Raw genomic sequence first — 13,958 nt, 5'->3', positions numbered from 1 at the left:
ATACTTATTGGCTGGAATTCAACGGTAGGTTTGCGAGAAATAAATACTTTTCGTGCAAATCATAAATTTTCTGTTCAAAATCCGCAAGAGAACCTTCATTTATGACCAGATCGTCAGCAATTGCCCGTCTGGCGGCTTCGTCAGGTTGGGCTGCTAAAATAGCAAGCGCTTCTTCCCGGGTATGCTGGTCGCGTGCCATCACCCGCTCAATTAAACGCTCGGACTCACTTAAAATGACCAGGATTCGGTTTAAATACGGGTAATGGCTGCGATCGAGTAATAAAGGTATTTCAATCACGCAATAGGGGGCTTTAAAGGACGTAACCCGCATTTCTATCTGACGACGGATAAGGGGATGAAGAAGGCTTTCAAGCCACTGCCTCTCTTCAGGCTGTTTAAAAATTAATTGACGTAATTTTGAACGGTTCAAGTGGCCCTGGTGAAGCATCGCATCGCCAAAGTGCTGCTGAATCGCCCGAAGTGCCGGTTGTCCTGGGGCTGTGACCTCGCGGGCGATGTCATCGGCAATGACCACCGGAATGCCTAAGCTTTTAAAACAACGGATAGCGCTGGATTTGCCGCTGGCAATGTTTCCCGTTAAACCGACGCAATACATCAGGGTTTCGCCGCATTGATGTTTCGACAGGTTATCATGTTAATGTAACATGTCTCAGGAATACCGCTGTTGTCCATGCAATATGCCTTGGCGCCCAGGGCGGCATCATCGCGGAGCGTGTAGATGTCGCTTAACCAGGGTGTTCCTGAAAAATCCAGCGCCGTGCATTGCCACATCGGGCGGGTGGAGCGTCCGTCAACGAAGGCATCACAATCTGCCCTGGACGTTTTGCAGGTTTCCGGGTATTCGCTTTGTTTTTTACAGGCGTCATAGGCTTTGTTAATCGCCGTGATGGAATACACACTCTGCGCCAGCCATTCGCGGTTCGCCTGATCATGGGCTTTGCACAGCCAGAAATTATCTCCTGTTGGTGTTTGTGCAATGGATGCGGCTGAAACGCAGAATAAAGCCAGGCTAGCTGCCTGCTGTAAGCATCGCTTCATTTGCTTTCTCCTCAATGAACGTGATGAGCTGCTCAATCGTCATGGCCCTGGCAAAGTACCATCCCTGTATATAGTCTACACGATGACGCCGCAAATAATCATATTGTTCCATGGTTTCCACGCCTTCGGCGATGATCGCCAGGTCAAGCGAGTTCGCCATGTTAATGATGGCCTGATTCAGGGTTTCGGTGATTGCACCGGTACCAATGGCCTGGATAAACAATTTATCAATTTTAAGATAATTAAAGGGCAGGTGCTGCAGGTAATGAATACTGGCATGTCCTGTACCAAAGTCATCAATGGCCAGTGAATAGCCGCGCTCACGGAGGTCCTGCATGATGCGCATGCTGTCCTTGTCTTCCTTATTAAAAAGCTGCCGCTCGGTCAGTTCAAGAATAATCTGCTGATTGTTGACGCCGTATTGTTCGCAGAGCTGATAAAATTGCGGAAAAAAGCGTCTGTCGAGAAAATGATTGACGGAGACATTGAACGCCAGATGAAAATCGTTATTGCTGCTAAGCAGTTCAGCGCATTGCTGAAATGATTTTTCAACCAGTTGCAGGGTCATGGGTACGATAAGCCCCGAGGCCTCGGCCTCTTCAATAAACAAGTCTGGCATGATGGTCTGTTTGGCATCCATCTGCCAGCGGATGAGAACTTCAGCGCCGCAAAACCGGTTATTCGCTACATCGACGACCGGCTGATACATCGGTTCAAAATGCCCCTGCCTCAGTCCATTCTGCAGGGCGTAATCCAGCGAAAACCGACGGTTTAAGGCTTTTCGCAAAAGGTAGTAAAGAAAGAGCGAGAGGAGAATGACCACCGCGGCAATGATTAATTCAGTATAAATAAAGTGCTTTTCATAAACCAGGCCTTTTGCCGTAAACAGCAGTTGGTAATCATCCAGTGTCTGCGATGGGATACGCAGCATCATGCTTTTTTCCGGGGAAGAATCCGGCTGCCGCTGGGTGAGTTGAAAAACCTGCTTTTTATGTTGGGTGTCGTAGAGGGCAATGGCTTTGAAGCTGGTGGCTTCAAGAGGCCTTAGCAGGTTTTCAAAAATGCTTCTTAAGATGTAAAGCGTAAAATGGTACTGCCCAAGTTTCTGCTGCAACAGGTAAGTCGGTTGCTTGTGATGGCCGGAATCAAAAGGCCCGTGCAGATGAGGCGCCGCCGAGGCAGGGAAAAAAACAGGCGGCGTGAGGTTTAAGGTGGAACAGGTTGTCTTTCCGTCCGGATCGGTTATGGCAATGGCAGACACATTGGGGTTGTTAAATAACCAATCGGTGAGTACTGGCAGTAATTGAGTTTGGCAGGCATTGAATTCATCACGGGTAAAATTTAAGGCAAAGGTCCCTTGAATCAGATTTTCCATGAACTCATCAAACTGGAACGCCCGTTCCTTGGCGATCAATTCCATCTGATTCTCGCGGGCTTCACGGTAATGCCGCCACTCATAGAAAAGAGCCAGAAACAACACGATAAGCGATAGCAGGAACCAGCTGATGGTTAATGTCTGTTGTGCACTTAACTGCCTGCTGTGGATGTCGTTTATCATTGTTTTAGTTATTTATACACCCCATACAGAGAGTTTAGAGTGATTTCCGCCAATTGCCTAATCGTTTTCTCATCCGAATTCAAAGGTGGCAGCCAGTAAAGAGTATTGCCCATCGGACGTAATAAGGCGCCATGCCGGCAGGCTTCTTGATAAAATCGCTGACTGATTCGCTGCCCTGGCAACGCCTCCATGTCGGCAGCGACAATCGCTCCCAGGCTTCGCACCTGGCTGAGTTTCCCGGTGGTTTCGGCAATGTCAAGCATCAGGGCGTGCATCAACTCACCCAATGCACGGGCCTGCTCAGGAATCCCCTCTGATTCCATGACCTTGATGGCCGCTAGGGCGGCGCTGACCGCTAAGGCATTGCCGCTGTGCGTATGCGAATGCAGGAATGAGTTGCCTGACGCATAATCATCATAGAAGAGCGTATACACCTCGTGGTCAATCAGTACGCAACTCAAGGGCAGGGCGCCAGCGGTCAGTCCTTTGGACAGACACACTAAATCCGGTTCAACGCCTGCCCATTCACAGGCCAGCCATTGCCCGGTTCGGCCCATGCCGGTCATGATTTCGTCGGCAATGAAATAAATGCCGTTGTCGTTTGCCCACTGAGCCAGTTTTTTAAGGAAGTCGGCGCTGTAGCAGAGCATACCCCCTGCGCCCTGAACAAGCGGTTCGACAAGAACAGCACAGGTCTGGTGCTTTACTTTTTCGAGTTGCGGCAACATCGCCTGCCATGCCGCTTCGCTGTCATCCCATAAGGGGTCGAAGCGGCTTTGAACATAGGGTACCTCCTGAATGAAATGGCATTCTACGCCATAGCCTTCATACGGTTTTTTATAGAGGCCTAAGTCGCTGACACTGATGGTAGCCAAGGTTTCTCCATGATAGGCATGCCGTAAGGCAATAAACTGGTTACGCGCATGCTCGCCCCGGATTTGCATGGCATGCAGCGCCAGTTTCATGGCAATCTCAACTGCCGAAGAACCGTCGCTGGCAAAAAACACATGCTGTTTGTTGGTAATTTCAGCGATTTTTTCTCCGAATTCAGCAAGGAGGGGATGCGTGGTATTGGCGGCAATCACCTGCTCAAAATACTGTAACTGTTGCCGGATGGCATCAACAATGGCAGGATGGCCGTGGCCTAAGGACTTACACCACCAGCTGGAGATGCCGTCAATAAGGGGTCCCTGATCCGTGTAGAGGTAGCTGCCCTTGGCTTCATGAATCACCAGCGGCGGGTAAGTTTCAAATTCTTTCATCTGCATGCAGGGATGCCAGATGTGGTTTAAATCCTTGGCGATGACTTGCGCTATGTTAACCATAATATATTTTTTGGTTGACAAGAAAATTGGCGACTTTATCATGGCGGCACTGAAATAAAAAGAGAAGGTCTATGAACAAACCCAGCGCAGGATGGACGTTAAGTGACGTTGCCGCCATTTATACCCAGCCGTTTAACGATCTGCTGCACAAGGCGCACACCATTCATCGCACGCATCACCCGGCCAATGGCTTGCAATTAGCAACGCTGCTCAGTATTAAAACCGGAGCCTGTCCCGAAGATTGCGGTTACTGCTCGCAAAGCGGACACCATCAAACCCACGTGGAAAAAGAAAAACTCCTGTCGGTTGATCAGGTGCTTAAACAGGCACAGGAAGCGAAAGCGGGAGGCGCTACGCGCTTCTGCATGGGAGCCGCCTGGCGTTGTCCTCCCGATAAAGTCATGCCTCAACTGCAGGAAATGATTAAAGGCGTTAAAGACATGGGGCTGGAAACCTGCATGACGCTTGGCATGTTAAACGGTGAACAGGCGAAGTGCCTTAAAGACGCCGGCCTTGATTATTATAACCATAACATTGACACCTCGCCGTCCTATTATGACAAGGTGGTCACGACCCGCAAATTCAGCGATCGCCTGGATACCCTTGAGCAGGTTAGAAAAGCGGGCATCCGTGTGTGCTGCGGGGGAATTTTAGGTCTGGGTGAAACACGCGAAGACCGTATCGAATTCCTCATGACGCTGGCCAACATGGAAACCCCTCCGGAAAGCGTGCCAATTAATCGATTGATTCCGGTTGAAGGCACGCCGCTTTCGAATTCCCGCCAAGTGGAAGGCCTTGAACTGGTAAGAACCATTGCCACGGCAAGGATTATCATGCCTCACAGTGTGATCCGCCTGACCGCCGGGCGTACTGAAATGAGCGATGAATTGCAGGCTCTCTGCTTTTTTGCCGGTGCCAATTCGGTTTTCATTGGCGATAAACTGCTGACGGAAGATAACCCGCAACGCGATAAAGACAACCGCCTGTTTGGCAAACTGGGCCTGGAAACCTTCTCTTGAGTCGGTTTTCTGCTCTTATTTCGGAGAAAATGCAGGGATTGCAGCAACAAGGCCTTCACCGCACACGCAAGGGGTTACCGGTAGACGCGACTCATCTGCATTTTTGCAGCAACGACTATTTGTCGTTAAGTAATGACCCGCGTGTAAAAAAAGCGTATCAGCTGGGGTTTGAGCACTATCCCGTCGGCAGCGGCGGATCCGGTGTCATTTGCGGTTACCACCCCATTCATGCGGAGTTTGAGCAAACCATCGCCGCAGCGCTTGCAACGGATGCGGCGGTGGTATTCAGTTCCGGCTATGCAGCCAATCTGGCTGTGGTTAATCTGTTGTCGAAGATTGATCGCCACCTGCTTGTTGATAAAGCCATCCATGCTTCGTTTTATGATGGCATTAAACTCGCCGATGCCCGCTTTTGCCGGTATCGATGCAATGACATGGCGGATTTAAGTCAGAAACTGGCCCATACTGCGCAAGCGGCGGTGGTGACCGAAGGGCTTTTCAGCATGAGCGGTCAGATGGCGCCTTTGCAGGACATCAGTCATTTATGCGATAGGCATGAGGCCCCCTGCATTGTCGATGAAGCGCATTCGTTCGGGGTGCTGGGCGAACATGGTCTGGGCGCTGTCAGGCATTTTTCCTTAACACAGGAACAGATACCGCTTCGAATCATTACCTTTGGCAAGGCATTCGGCGGGCAGGGTGCGATGGTGGCTGGATGTGGCGAGTGGGTCGATGCCCTGGTGCAATATGCACGTCCCTACCTTTACTCCACTGCCATCAGTCCCGCCCTGGTGTATGGGCTTTTAAAGACGTTTCAGTTGATTTACGATGCCGATGACAGGCGGCGGCAGTTGCACGGATTGGTCGCTTATTTTCGCGAAAAAGCCGCGCAAAGCCCGCTGTGTTTCGCCGACTCGACGAGCGCTATCCAGCAACTGCGGCTGGGGTGTCCGCACGCCGCCCTGAACTACGCTCAGGAATTAAGCCAACGCCGGATTTTTTGTCAGGCCATTCGTGAGCCCACGGTTCCGCGCAAGTACAGTGGGTTACGCATCGTGCTCAATTATCAGCACGATGCGAAAGACATTGACCATTTATTTAACGAGCTCCACGCCATTTATGACACTGAACATTCAAATTAGAGGAAAAGGGCCGGCCCTGGTGCTGCTGCATGGCTGGGGATTTGACCACCGCGTTTTTGAGCCCCTGGCGACCGAACTGCTTGCGCATTTTACCGTGTATCTGGTTGATCTTCCGGGGTTTGGCCGCTCGCCGTTAATGGAGTGGACTGCCTTTAAAGATCAGCTTCTTAATGCCTTGCCTCGGGAATTTGCAGTGTCGGGCTGGAGTATGGGCGGCTTGTATGCCATGCGGCTCGCCATCGAGGAGCCGCTGCGGGTGACGCGATTGATGGTAACCGCTTCCTCGCCGCATTTTATTCGCAAAGGCCAGTGGCCAGGAATTGAAAAACAGGTGTTTGATGGCTTTTTAAGCAATTTAGCACGGGATCCCGAACAGACAATGCGGGCGTTTATTCAACTGCAATCTCGTCATCATTCAGTGACGCCATCAATTCCTGATAAGGTTTCAATGGAAGCCCTGCAGCAAGGTCTTACGATTTTAAACGAGTGGGATTTTCGTGAGGCCTTGCTTCATTACCAAAACCCTGCCTGTTTTGCCTTTGGCCGTCTTGATGCCATTACACCGCGCCTGACCCTGGAGGTTATGGCAGAAAAATACCCTGATTTTCATTACCGGCTTTTCCAAAAAGCGGCGCACATGCCTTTCCTGTCGCATCAGGATGATTATTTGCAATTATTATTTGAGTTTCTGTTATGAAGACTTTTTTTATCACCGGCACCAACACGGATTGCGGTAAAACCTATACCACCTGCCAACTGATCGATTTTTATCGTCGGCAGGGGAGGCAGGTGTTGGCATTAAAACCAGTAGCCACCGGGTGCGTCACTGAGAATGGCGACCTTTACAGCGAAGATGCCCGCCTGCTTAAGCACCATGCTGGCAGTAATGAAGACAATAGTCATTGGCTGTTTGAACCGCCGATTTCACCGCATATCGCTGCCGCCAAAGCAGGAACGGATATGGATGCAAGGGCGATTCTTGATTATTGCCTGACGAAAGCATTAACTGGCCCAGATCTGCTGCTGATCGAGGGAGCTGGGGGGTTAATGGTCCCTGTCAATGCGAAAGAGACCTGGATTGATTTTTTGACACTTAGTCAAATTCCAGTCATCCTGGTGGTGGGTATGCGGCTTGGATGCATCAATCATGCGCTGTTGACGGCTGCGGTGTTAAAGGCGCATGCCATTCCCTGTGCGGGCTGGATTGCCAACTGCCTGGATGAACACATGCTTTGCCTGGATGAAAACCTTCACACCCTGCAGGAAACCATGGGAATGCCTTATTTGGGGCGTATTCCTTTTCAGGGGCAATGGCTGCCGGAAGCGATTGATTTTGACTCGCTCCCTCAGGTTTGCGAGCCATAAGGTCAGGATAAGCGTGATCATTTAATGCATTGAAGCGTAGTTTATCGTCTTAAACCACTGGTTTGACCGTTGTCGCCACGCCACTTGTCCGTTATAATTTAACGTTGGTTTTTTTCAAAACGTTTATTTCCTTGGCTCCATTGTGTGATGGGCCATTGTCAACTATTGGGAGATTTTTGATGCCAATTTATGAATATGAATGTACAAATTGTCATCATCATTTTGATTTGATGCAGAAGGTCAGCGACACGCCTGCAAAACAATGCCCGAAGTGTTTTGAAAATACGGCTGTGCGTCTGGTTTCTGCCGCGGGCTTTCAGCTCAAAGGCAGCGGTTGGTATGTGACCGATTTTAAAAATAAAAACAAGCCCGAAATGAAAAAAACAGAAACCGGCGGCAGTGACGCCAGCGGTCAAAAGAAAGCAGATAGCGCGACAGGAAGCAGCGATACCGGCAGCACGAAAACCAAAGGTGAAAGTGATTGAAGTCTAAATCCATACGCAGTTATCTGTTTGCCGGCTTAGTGGTCTGGCTGCCAATTCTCGTGACGTTTGTTGTCTTGCGCTTTATGGTTGACCTGCTGGACAGCACCATTGCGCTCTTGCCCTCCGCCTATCGACCTGAACGCCTTTTAGGGGTGGACATCCCCGGTTTCGGCGTTATTTTTTCCCTGGTGCTGTTAATTTTAACCGGCCTCGTGGCGACCAATATCCTGGGGCAGCGCCTGTTTGGCTGGGGCGAGGCATTGCTCGCAAGAATCCCTCTGGTGCGTTCCATTTATAACGCCTCCAAACAGGTGATTCAGGCTATTTTTGCAACCAACAGTCAGGCTTTCCGCAAGGTTCTTTTAATTGAATACCCACGCAAGGATTCATGGTCACTGGCTTTTATGACAGGAAATCCAGGGCCTCAACTTTTTGCCAATACCACGGAAGAAATGGTATCGGTCTTTGTACCAACGACACCAAACCCGACATCCGGTTTTTTGATGATGGTACCAAAAAAGGACGTCATTGAAGTTGGGATGACGATTGACGAGGCGTTGAAATACATCATTTCACTGGGGGTAATGCCTCCTACGCTAACGCCGGAAATATTAACTCATGCGAATTAAACAGGCGGTTTTATGAGATCACACTATTGCACATCAGTCAATGAAACATTACTTAACGAATCCGTCAGTATTTGCGGGTGGGTGCATAATCGCCGTGATCATGGCGGCGTGATCTTCCTCGATATCCGCGATCGCTCAGGCCTGGTTCAGGTGGTGTATGAACCGGAATTGGCTGACGTGTTCACTATTGCTGAAAAACTGCGTCATGAATACGTGGTTCGCATTGAAGGCAAGGTACGCCTCAGGCCGTCCGGGATGATCAATGAAAAGATGCCAACCGGTAAAATAGAAATCCTGGGCCAGACGCTGCAGATTTTAAACCAGTCGCAAACACCGCCATTCCTGCCGGATGATAATCAGACTGTGAGTGAAGATCTGCGCTATCGTTACCGCTACCTTGATTTGCGTCGAAACGACATGCAGCATAATCTGACCCTGCGCCACAATATGGTGCGCTGCATCCGCGACTACTTAAACGAACAACAGTTCATGGACATCGAAACGCCCATGCTGACCAAGGCGACTCCAGAGGGCGCGCGTGATTACCTGGTCCCGTCCCGTGTGCATCCCGGGCAGTTCTATGCCTTGCCGCAATCGCCGCAGTTATTCAAACAGCTGCTGATGATGTCGGGTTTCGATAAGTATTATCAGATTGTTCGTTGCTTCCGTGATGAGGATCTGCGTGCCGACAGACAACCTGAATTTACCCAGCTTGATATCGAGATGGCCTTCATCGACGAACAGGCCATTCAGAATCTGATTGAAGGCATGCTGAAAAAGGTCTTTAAAGAATTAATGCAGATTGACTTACCAGAAAAACTGCCGCGCATGACGTACGCTGAAGCGATGCGCCGCTACGGCAGCGACAAACCGGATCTGCGTATTCCGCTCGAACTGGTTGATGTGGATGACCTGGTGAAGGATTCTGATTTTCAGGTCTTTTCCGAAGCGGCAACCCGCCCGGATGGCCGGGTTGTTGCTCTGCGGTTACCCAATGGTTGTGAATTAAGCCGTAAAGAGTTGGATGGCTACGGTCAATTTGTCGGCATTTATGGCGCGAAAGGCTTGGCTTATATCAAGGTCAATGACCGCAGTCAGGGAATGGAGGGCTTGCAATCGCCGATTATCAAGTTTTTAAAACCTGAAAGCGTACAAGCCATTCTTGACCGCGTTGAAGCGCAAAGCGGTGATGTCCTGTTCTTCGGAGCGGGCCAGGAACAAACCGTCAATGAATCCATGGGGGCCTTGCGTGTCAAACTGGGTCATGATCGGCACCTGGTTGAAGACGGCTGGCGTTTGCTTTGGGTGGTAGACTGGCCCATGTTTGAATTGGATGCCAAATCAGGGTTATTACAATCCATGCACCATCCGTTTACTTCGCCTCAGGAACTGAACATTGAATCGCTCAAGCAGCAACCGACTAAAACGTTAGCGAAGGCTTACGATATTGTGATTAACGGGTATGAAATCGGCGGGGGATCCATCCGCATTCATCAACCGCAGTTGCAACAGGCCGTGTTTGAATTATTGGGCATTGACGAGCAGGAAGCCCAGGAAAAATTCGGCTTTTTACTCGATGCCTTGCAATACGGCTGTCCTCCCCATGGCGGTATCGCATTGGGAATGGATCGATTGGCGATGCTGCTCACGTATTCCAGTTCCATCCGTGATGTCATTGCTTTTCCTAAAACGCAATCGGCATCGTGTTTATTAACCAATGCACCAACCGGTGTCAGTACGACACAGCTTGGTGATTTAGGCATACGACTTGCTCCCAATGTGCAGAAATAGAATGGTCAGAACCGGTTTTTCCTCCTGGAAAAACCGGTTTTACGCGTTAATCACTGTAGTGTGCTTCGCTGTAAGCGCCCCTCTTTTAGCCAAACCTGAGGGGAATAGCGGGCAATTAATCGAGTACCTGGCTCAGGAAAAAAATAACCTCACCCTGGTCTTGAATGAATCCCGGCTGCCTTCCATCCCATCAAATGAAAGCGAATACAAGCAATTAATCGAGCAGAATGATGCGCTCATCGCGCTGAATAAAGCCAAAATAGCGAGCTATGAAAATTTCCTCGTCAATCAGACGAAACTGCAGGATGATTTTGCTCAGCGCTTAAAGCAGTTGCAGCAATTTCCCGGGGCTGATCTTAGCCCCATGGACGCTCAGCAAAAAATAGAAAAAATCAACACATTAAACGACATCAATAAAAAAACCATCAGCCTGCTCAATGACAACATCGAGTTGGCCAAGCGCTATCAGCAACTGTTGCTAAGCCGCCAGCAGGCGCTCTTCCTTTGGAAATCAAAAGAACAGTTGCGTGCCGAACTGGATGCGCTTCATGCCAGGGAAACACGTTTAAATGACAACCTGCTCAGCCTGTATGACAAGAGCATTGATCTACAGCAACAGATTAAAAGTGAAGGGGAATTCCGTAATAACTATGCCCTGGAAGCCCGTCTCTTGTTAAATAACCAACTGATCAATCTGACTCAGCATAAAATGGCGGAACTCCACCTGCAACGGAAATTGGCCAAGGCGGAATTTCTACTTAAAAAAACGCCGGATATCCGCACGTTGCAGTCTGTGGCCGAGACCTATAAAACGACCATTGCCCAGCTTTCGGACATGGAGCAATCGCTGCGTAAAATGCGCACCATGCTAAAAAATGAACAAAGTCATGTCAGTGAACAGGCCCTTCAAAAAAGGTTTACCGCGTTAACGGGCATCATCAATGATCGGATCGCCAGCATTGGCATTCAGGAACAAACGCTGCAGGAGGACCTGGAAAATCATCAGGAGGAGTTAAAAAAACAATTGTCGGTGAGGCAAAGCTTATCCGAATACCGTCTTGACAGCTGGCCAGAAATTTTAAACCAGATCAGTAAGATTCCCAGTCAGGTTTATGGGTATTTGAAGACCCTTACGCTTAAAATCAGGGATAATTACCAGTGGCTGGATACGTTACCGACTGTGTTGCTGTGGATGGCCTTAAGTTTCATCACGCTCACCACCACCGTGTTGTACCGTTTGTTGAAGCAACGCAGCCGCGACAAGGAGCGATCACGATTAACGGGTCATTTGTATGAAGGCACACTGACGCTGTTTAACCGCAACCTGCCTTTGTTAGGGGTGACCGGCGCGTTCCTCTGCCTGTTTTATTTCAACCACATTCCCTTTGCAAACTACCAGATGCTGATGCAGTTAAGCTTAGTCGGACTTGCATTCAGCACCTTGATTCAGATCGCAAGGCTCGTACTATTAGAGCGCGTAACCGACTCATCGGGGACGGATGTACGCTTGTATCATCGCTTAAAATGGCTGCTTTTAGCCGGCGGGTGGACAACAGCTCTCATGGTGATTAGTTACCTGTTGCCATTATCGACACTGCTGCAAGATATTTTTAATCGACTGTTCATGCTGTTTTTAGTGGCGGTTTCGATTCTGTCCTGGAAAAACCGTCACATCATTACCCATTTGCTTCATCCTGTGCTGAAAAGTAAGAAGCGCTATTTCCGGCACGCGGTGATGCTGCTTGTCATTCTTATTCCCTTGACTCTGCTGGCTATCGCTGTGATCGGCATGGTGGGTTACATCAATCTGGCCTGGACTTTGAGCCGCTACCAGATGCAGTTGCTGCTGTTGTTGTCCGCTTACGTGCTGATGCGCGGTTTATTGTTTGATGCCATGGAGCTGTTGTCGGAATGGATGATTTCCACCATGACCAATGGCTGGCTTTGGATTGAAGTCTGGCTTAAGCCGCTGGATAAAGTATTGCGGGTTGGATTGCTGGCCGCTTCAATCTATGTCGTGTTTCAACTGTTTGGCTGGCATTCGGATTCGATGGTAATGGCTAAACTGGTTCAGTTTGGTCATTACCCCTTAATCAACATGGCCGGGATACACATCACCGCCTTTAGCATCCTGAATTTTATAATCCTCCTTTCAGTATTCATGTGGGCTGCCAAATGGACTCGTGAATTCAGTTACCGCTGGCTGTACCGCGATGCCCGTGATCCCGGGATCCGTAACAGCCTGTCGGTGTTTACCCAATACGCCGTCATTCTCATTGGTGGGTTTGTCACCTTGAGGGCGTTAGGATTTGATTTTAGCGGCATGTCCATGGTCATCGGTGGTCTCGCGGTAGGGATGGGGTTTGGTTTGCGTGATTTTGCCAGTAATGTGGTGGGTGGGTTAATGCTGCTCATTGAACGCCCAGTGCGTGAAGGCGATCTCATTACCCTTGGAAATTATGAAGGCCGGGTGGCCCATATCGGCATACGCTCCATGCGGGTGTCGTCCTGGGACAACATGGAAGTGTTGATTCCCAATGCCGAAACTTTCAACAAACCCTTTACCAACTGGACACACCAGGATGGTATTGTGCGCACCGTTATTCCGATCAAGGTCAGTCGGGCGGATGATCCGGTCATGATTCAGCAATTGATTCTGGATGTGTTGGCCATTATCCCCGAAATTGTCGCCGACCCGCCGGCCCAGGTTTTCCTGAAACAAATTGATGAAGCCTTGATCGAATTTGAAGTGCGTTATTTTATTAACGTGCAGTTGCATACCCGTTTTGAAATCCGCTCCAAAGTTCTGTTTGCCATTGCCGCTCAATTCAAGGCTGCCGGCATTAAACCGCCGATTCCGCCCATCAGCGTGGAGATTAAAGAAGGTGAGCATGAGGCTTTATTCATTAAATAGCGGCCCCGCCAGCGAAGCCGAATTGCTGCAACGCTGCGAAGCCATTGAAGGATTGAGTTTTGCTCAGCTGGCGGCGGAATTATCGCTGACCATCCCCGAGCAGGCCGCGCGCCGTAAGGGGTGGGCGGGCATGGCCATTGAGCAGGCATTAGGTACAACGGCCGGTTGTCAACCGGTGCCTGATTTTAAAAACCTTGGCATAGAACTCAAAACCATCCCGCTAAGCCATCAGGGTACGCCTGCCGAGTCCACGTTTGTCACCAGTATTCCCTTAATGACGATTCATCAGCAGCAATGGCATAACTCCCAATGTTTTGAGAAATTAAAACGCGTCTTGTGGATACCGGTTGAAGGGGATAATCGTATCCCTTTCGAGCAACGGCGGATTGGGCGTGGGATACTGTGGTCGCCTGATGCCGAAGAAGAGGCCATACTCGCATCCGACTGGCATGAGTTGACCACCATGATTGCCACGGGCCGGCTGGAAGAGATTGACGCGACCTTCGGCCATTACCTGCAGGTACGTCCCAAAGCAGCCAACACCCGTTCATTGTGTTATGGATTTGACAGCGAAGGCAATAAAATTCTGACGCTGCCCCGCGGTTTTTACTTACGTACCGCCTTTACCCGGCGATTGCTCGGTTTGTCTTAGTCTTTGCAAGGAAGCTGTT

13 protein-coding genes are annotated in these 13,958 nt (G+C 49.8%); 9 read left to right on the top strand and 4 right to left on the bottom strand.

Going from position 1 to position 13,958, the window contains the following annotated elements; translation table 11 throughout:
- Nucleotides 1-4 precede the first annotated feature (4 nt).
- Genes coaE through bioA form a run of 4 tightly spaced genes read right to left on the bottom strand, consistent with a single transcriptional unit; the run spans nucleotide 5 to nucleotide 3,942 of the window.
- Nucleotides 5-616 (bottom strand): dephospho-CoA kinase, encoded by a 612-nt coding sequence (gene coaE, locus DYE45_RS08040; RefSeq protein WP_115300735.1) that lies wholly within the window; start codon nucleotides 614-616, stop codon nucleotides 5-7.
- Complete coding sequence (locus tag DYE45_RS08035) at nucleotides 616-1,059, bottom strand: hypothetical protein (protein ID WP_115300734.1); 444 nt, start codon at nucleotides 1,057-1,059, stop codon at nucleotides 616-618. The genes coaE and DYE45_RS08035 overlap by 1 nt, the downstream gene beginning before the upstream one ends.
- The gene (locus DYE45_RS08030; protein ID WP_108293732.1) at nucleotides 1,031-2,617 is read right to left on the bottom strand and encodes an EAL domain-containing protein; all 1,587 of its coding nucleotides are present in this window, start codon (nucleotides 2,615-2,617) and stop codon (nucleotides 1,031-1,033) included. The genes DYE45_RS08035 and DYE45_RS08030 overlap by 29 nt, the downstream gene beginning before the upstream one ends.
- 8 nt (nucleotides 2,618-2,625) lie before the next feature.
- The gene (gene bioA / locus DYE45_RS08025) at nucleotides 2,626-3,942 is read right to left on the bottom strand and encodes an adenosylmethionine--8-amino-7-oxononanoate transaminase (RefSeq protein WP_174703687.1); all 1,317 of its coding nucleotides are present in this window, start codon (nucleotides 3,940-3,942) and stop codon (nucleotides 2,626-2,628) included.
- A gap of 71 nt (nucleotides 3,943-4,013) precedes the next feature.
- On the opposite strand from bioA, the gene bioB reads away from it, so the two are divergent.
- From bioB to mutH, 9 genes are all read left to right on the top strand, one after another.
- Nucleotides 4,014-4,961, top strand: coding sequence for a biotin synthase BioB (gene bioB / locus DYE45_RS08020; RefSeq protein WP_108293728.1), 948 nt, complete (start codon nucleotides 4,014-4,016; stop codon nucleotides 4,959-4,961).
- A complete protein-coding gene (locus DYE45_RS08015) occupies nucleotides 4,958-6,103 on the top strand; it encodes an aminotransferase class I/II-fold pyridoxal phosphate-dependent enzyme (protein WP_308810082.1) in 1,146 nt (381 codons plus the stop codon). The genes bioB and DYE45_RS08015 overlap by 4 nt, the downstream gene beginning before the upstream one ends.
- Complete coding sequence (locus DYE45_RS08010; protein WP_115300733.1) at nucleotides 6,081-6,800, top strand: alpha/beta fold hydrolase; 720 nt, start codon at nucleotides 6,081-6,083, stop codon at nucleotides 6,798-6,800. The genes DYE45_RS08015 and DYE45_RS08010 overlap by 23 nt, the downstream gene beginning before the upstream one ends.
- Nucleotides 6,797-7,468: a dethiobiotin synthase gene (bioD, locus tag DYE45_RS08005; RefSeq protein WP_115300732.1), complete on the top strand. Its 672-nt coding sequence runs from the start codon at nucleotides 6,797-6,799 to the stop codon at nucleotides 7,466-7,468. The genes DYE45_RS08010 and bioD overlap by 4 nt, the downstream gene beginning before the upstream one ends.
- A gap of 179 nt (nucleotides 7,469-7,647) precedes the next feature.
- A complete protein-coding gene (locus DYE45_RS08000; protein WP_108293720.1) occupies nucleotides 7,648-7,953 on the top strand; it encodes an FmdB family zinc ribbon protein in 306 nt (101 codons plus the stop codon).
- Entirely contained in the window at nucleotides 7,950-8,582 is a 633-nt protein-coding gene (locus tag DYE45_RS07995) for a DUF502 domain-containing protein (protein WP_108293718.1), read from the top strand. Before DYE45_RS08000 ends, DYE45_RS07995 begins: the two co-directional genes overlap by 4 nt.
- A 12-nt stretch (nucleotides 8,583-8,594) precedes the next feature.
- Nucleotides 8,595-10,373, top strand: a complete 1,779-nt coding sequence (gene aspS / locus DYE45_RS07990) for an aspartate--tRNA ligase (protein ID WP_115300731.1) — start codon at nucleotides 8,595-8,597, stop codon at nucleotides 10,371-10,373.
- Between the two features lies 1 nt (nucleotide 10,374).
- A complete protein-coding gene (locus DYE45_RS07985; protein WP_242602720.1) occupies nucleotides 10,375-13,287 on the top strand; it encodes a mechanosensitive ion channel domain-containing protein in 2,913 nt (970 codons plus the stop codon).
- Entirely contained in the window at nucleotides 13,265-13,939 is a 675-nt protein-coding gene (gene mutH, locus DYE45_RS07980) for a DNA mismatch repair endonuclease MutH (RefSeq protein ID WP_108293712.1), read from the top strand. The genes DYE45_RS07985 and mutH overlap by 23 nt, the downstream gene beginning before the upstream one ends.
- Nucleotides 13,940-13,958: the final 19 nt, after the last annotated feature.

It is taken from the genome of Legionella taurinensis (genome assembly GCF_900452865.1).
Taxonomy (GTDB): domain Bacteria; phylum Pseudomonadota; class Gammaproteobacteria; order Legionellales; family Legionellaceae; genus Legionella_C; species Legionella_C taurinensis.
Note: the sequence above shows the minus strand (reverse complement) of the source record. Positions and strands in the feature narration are given on the sequence as shown.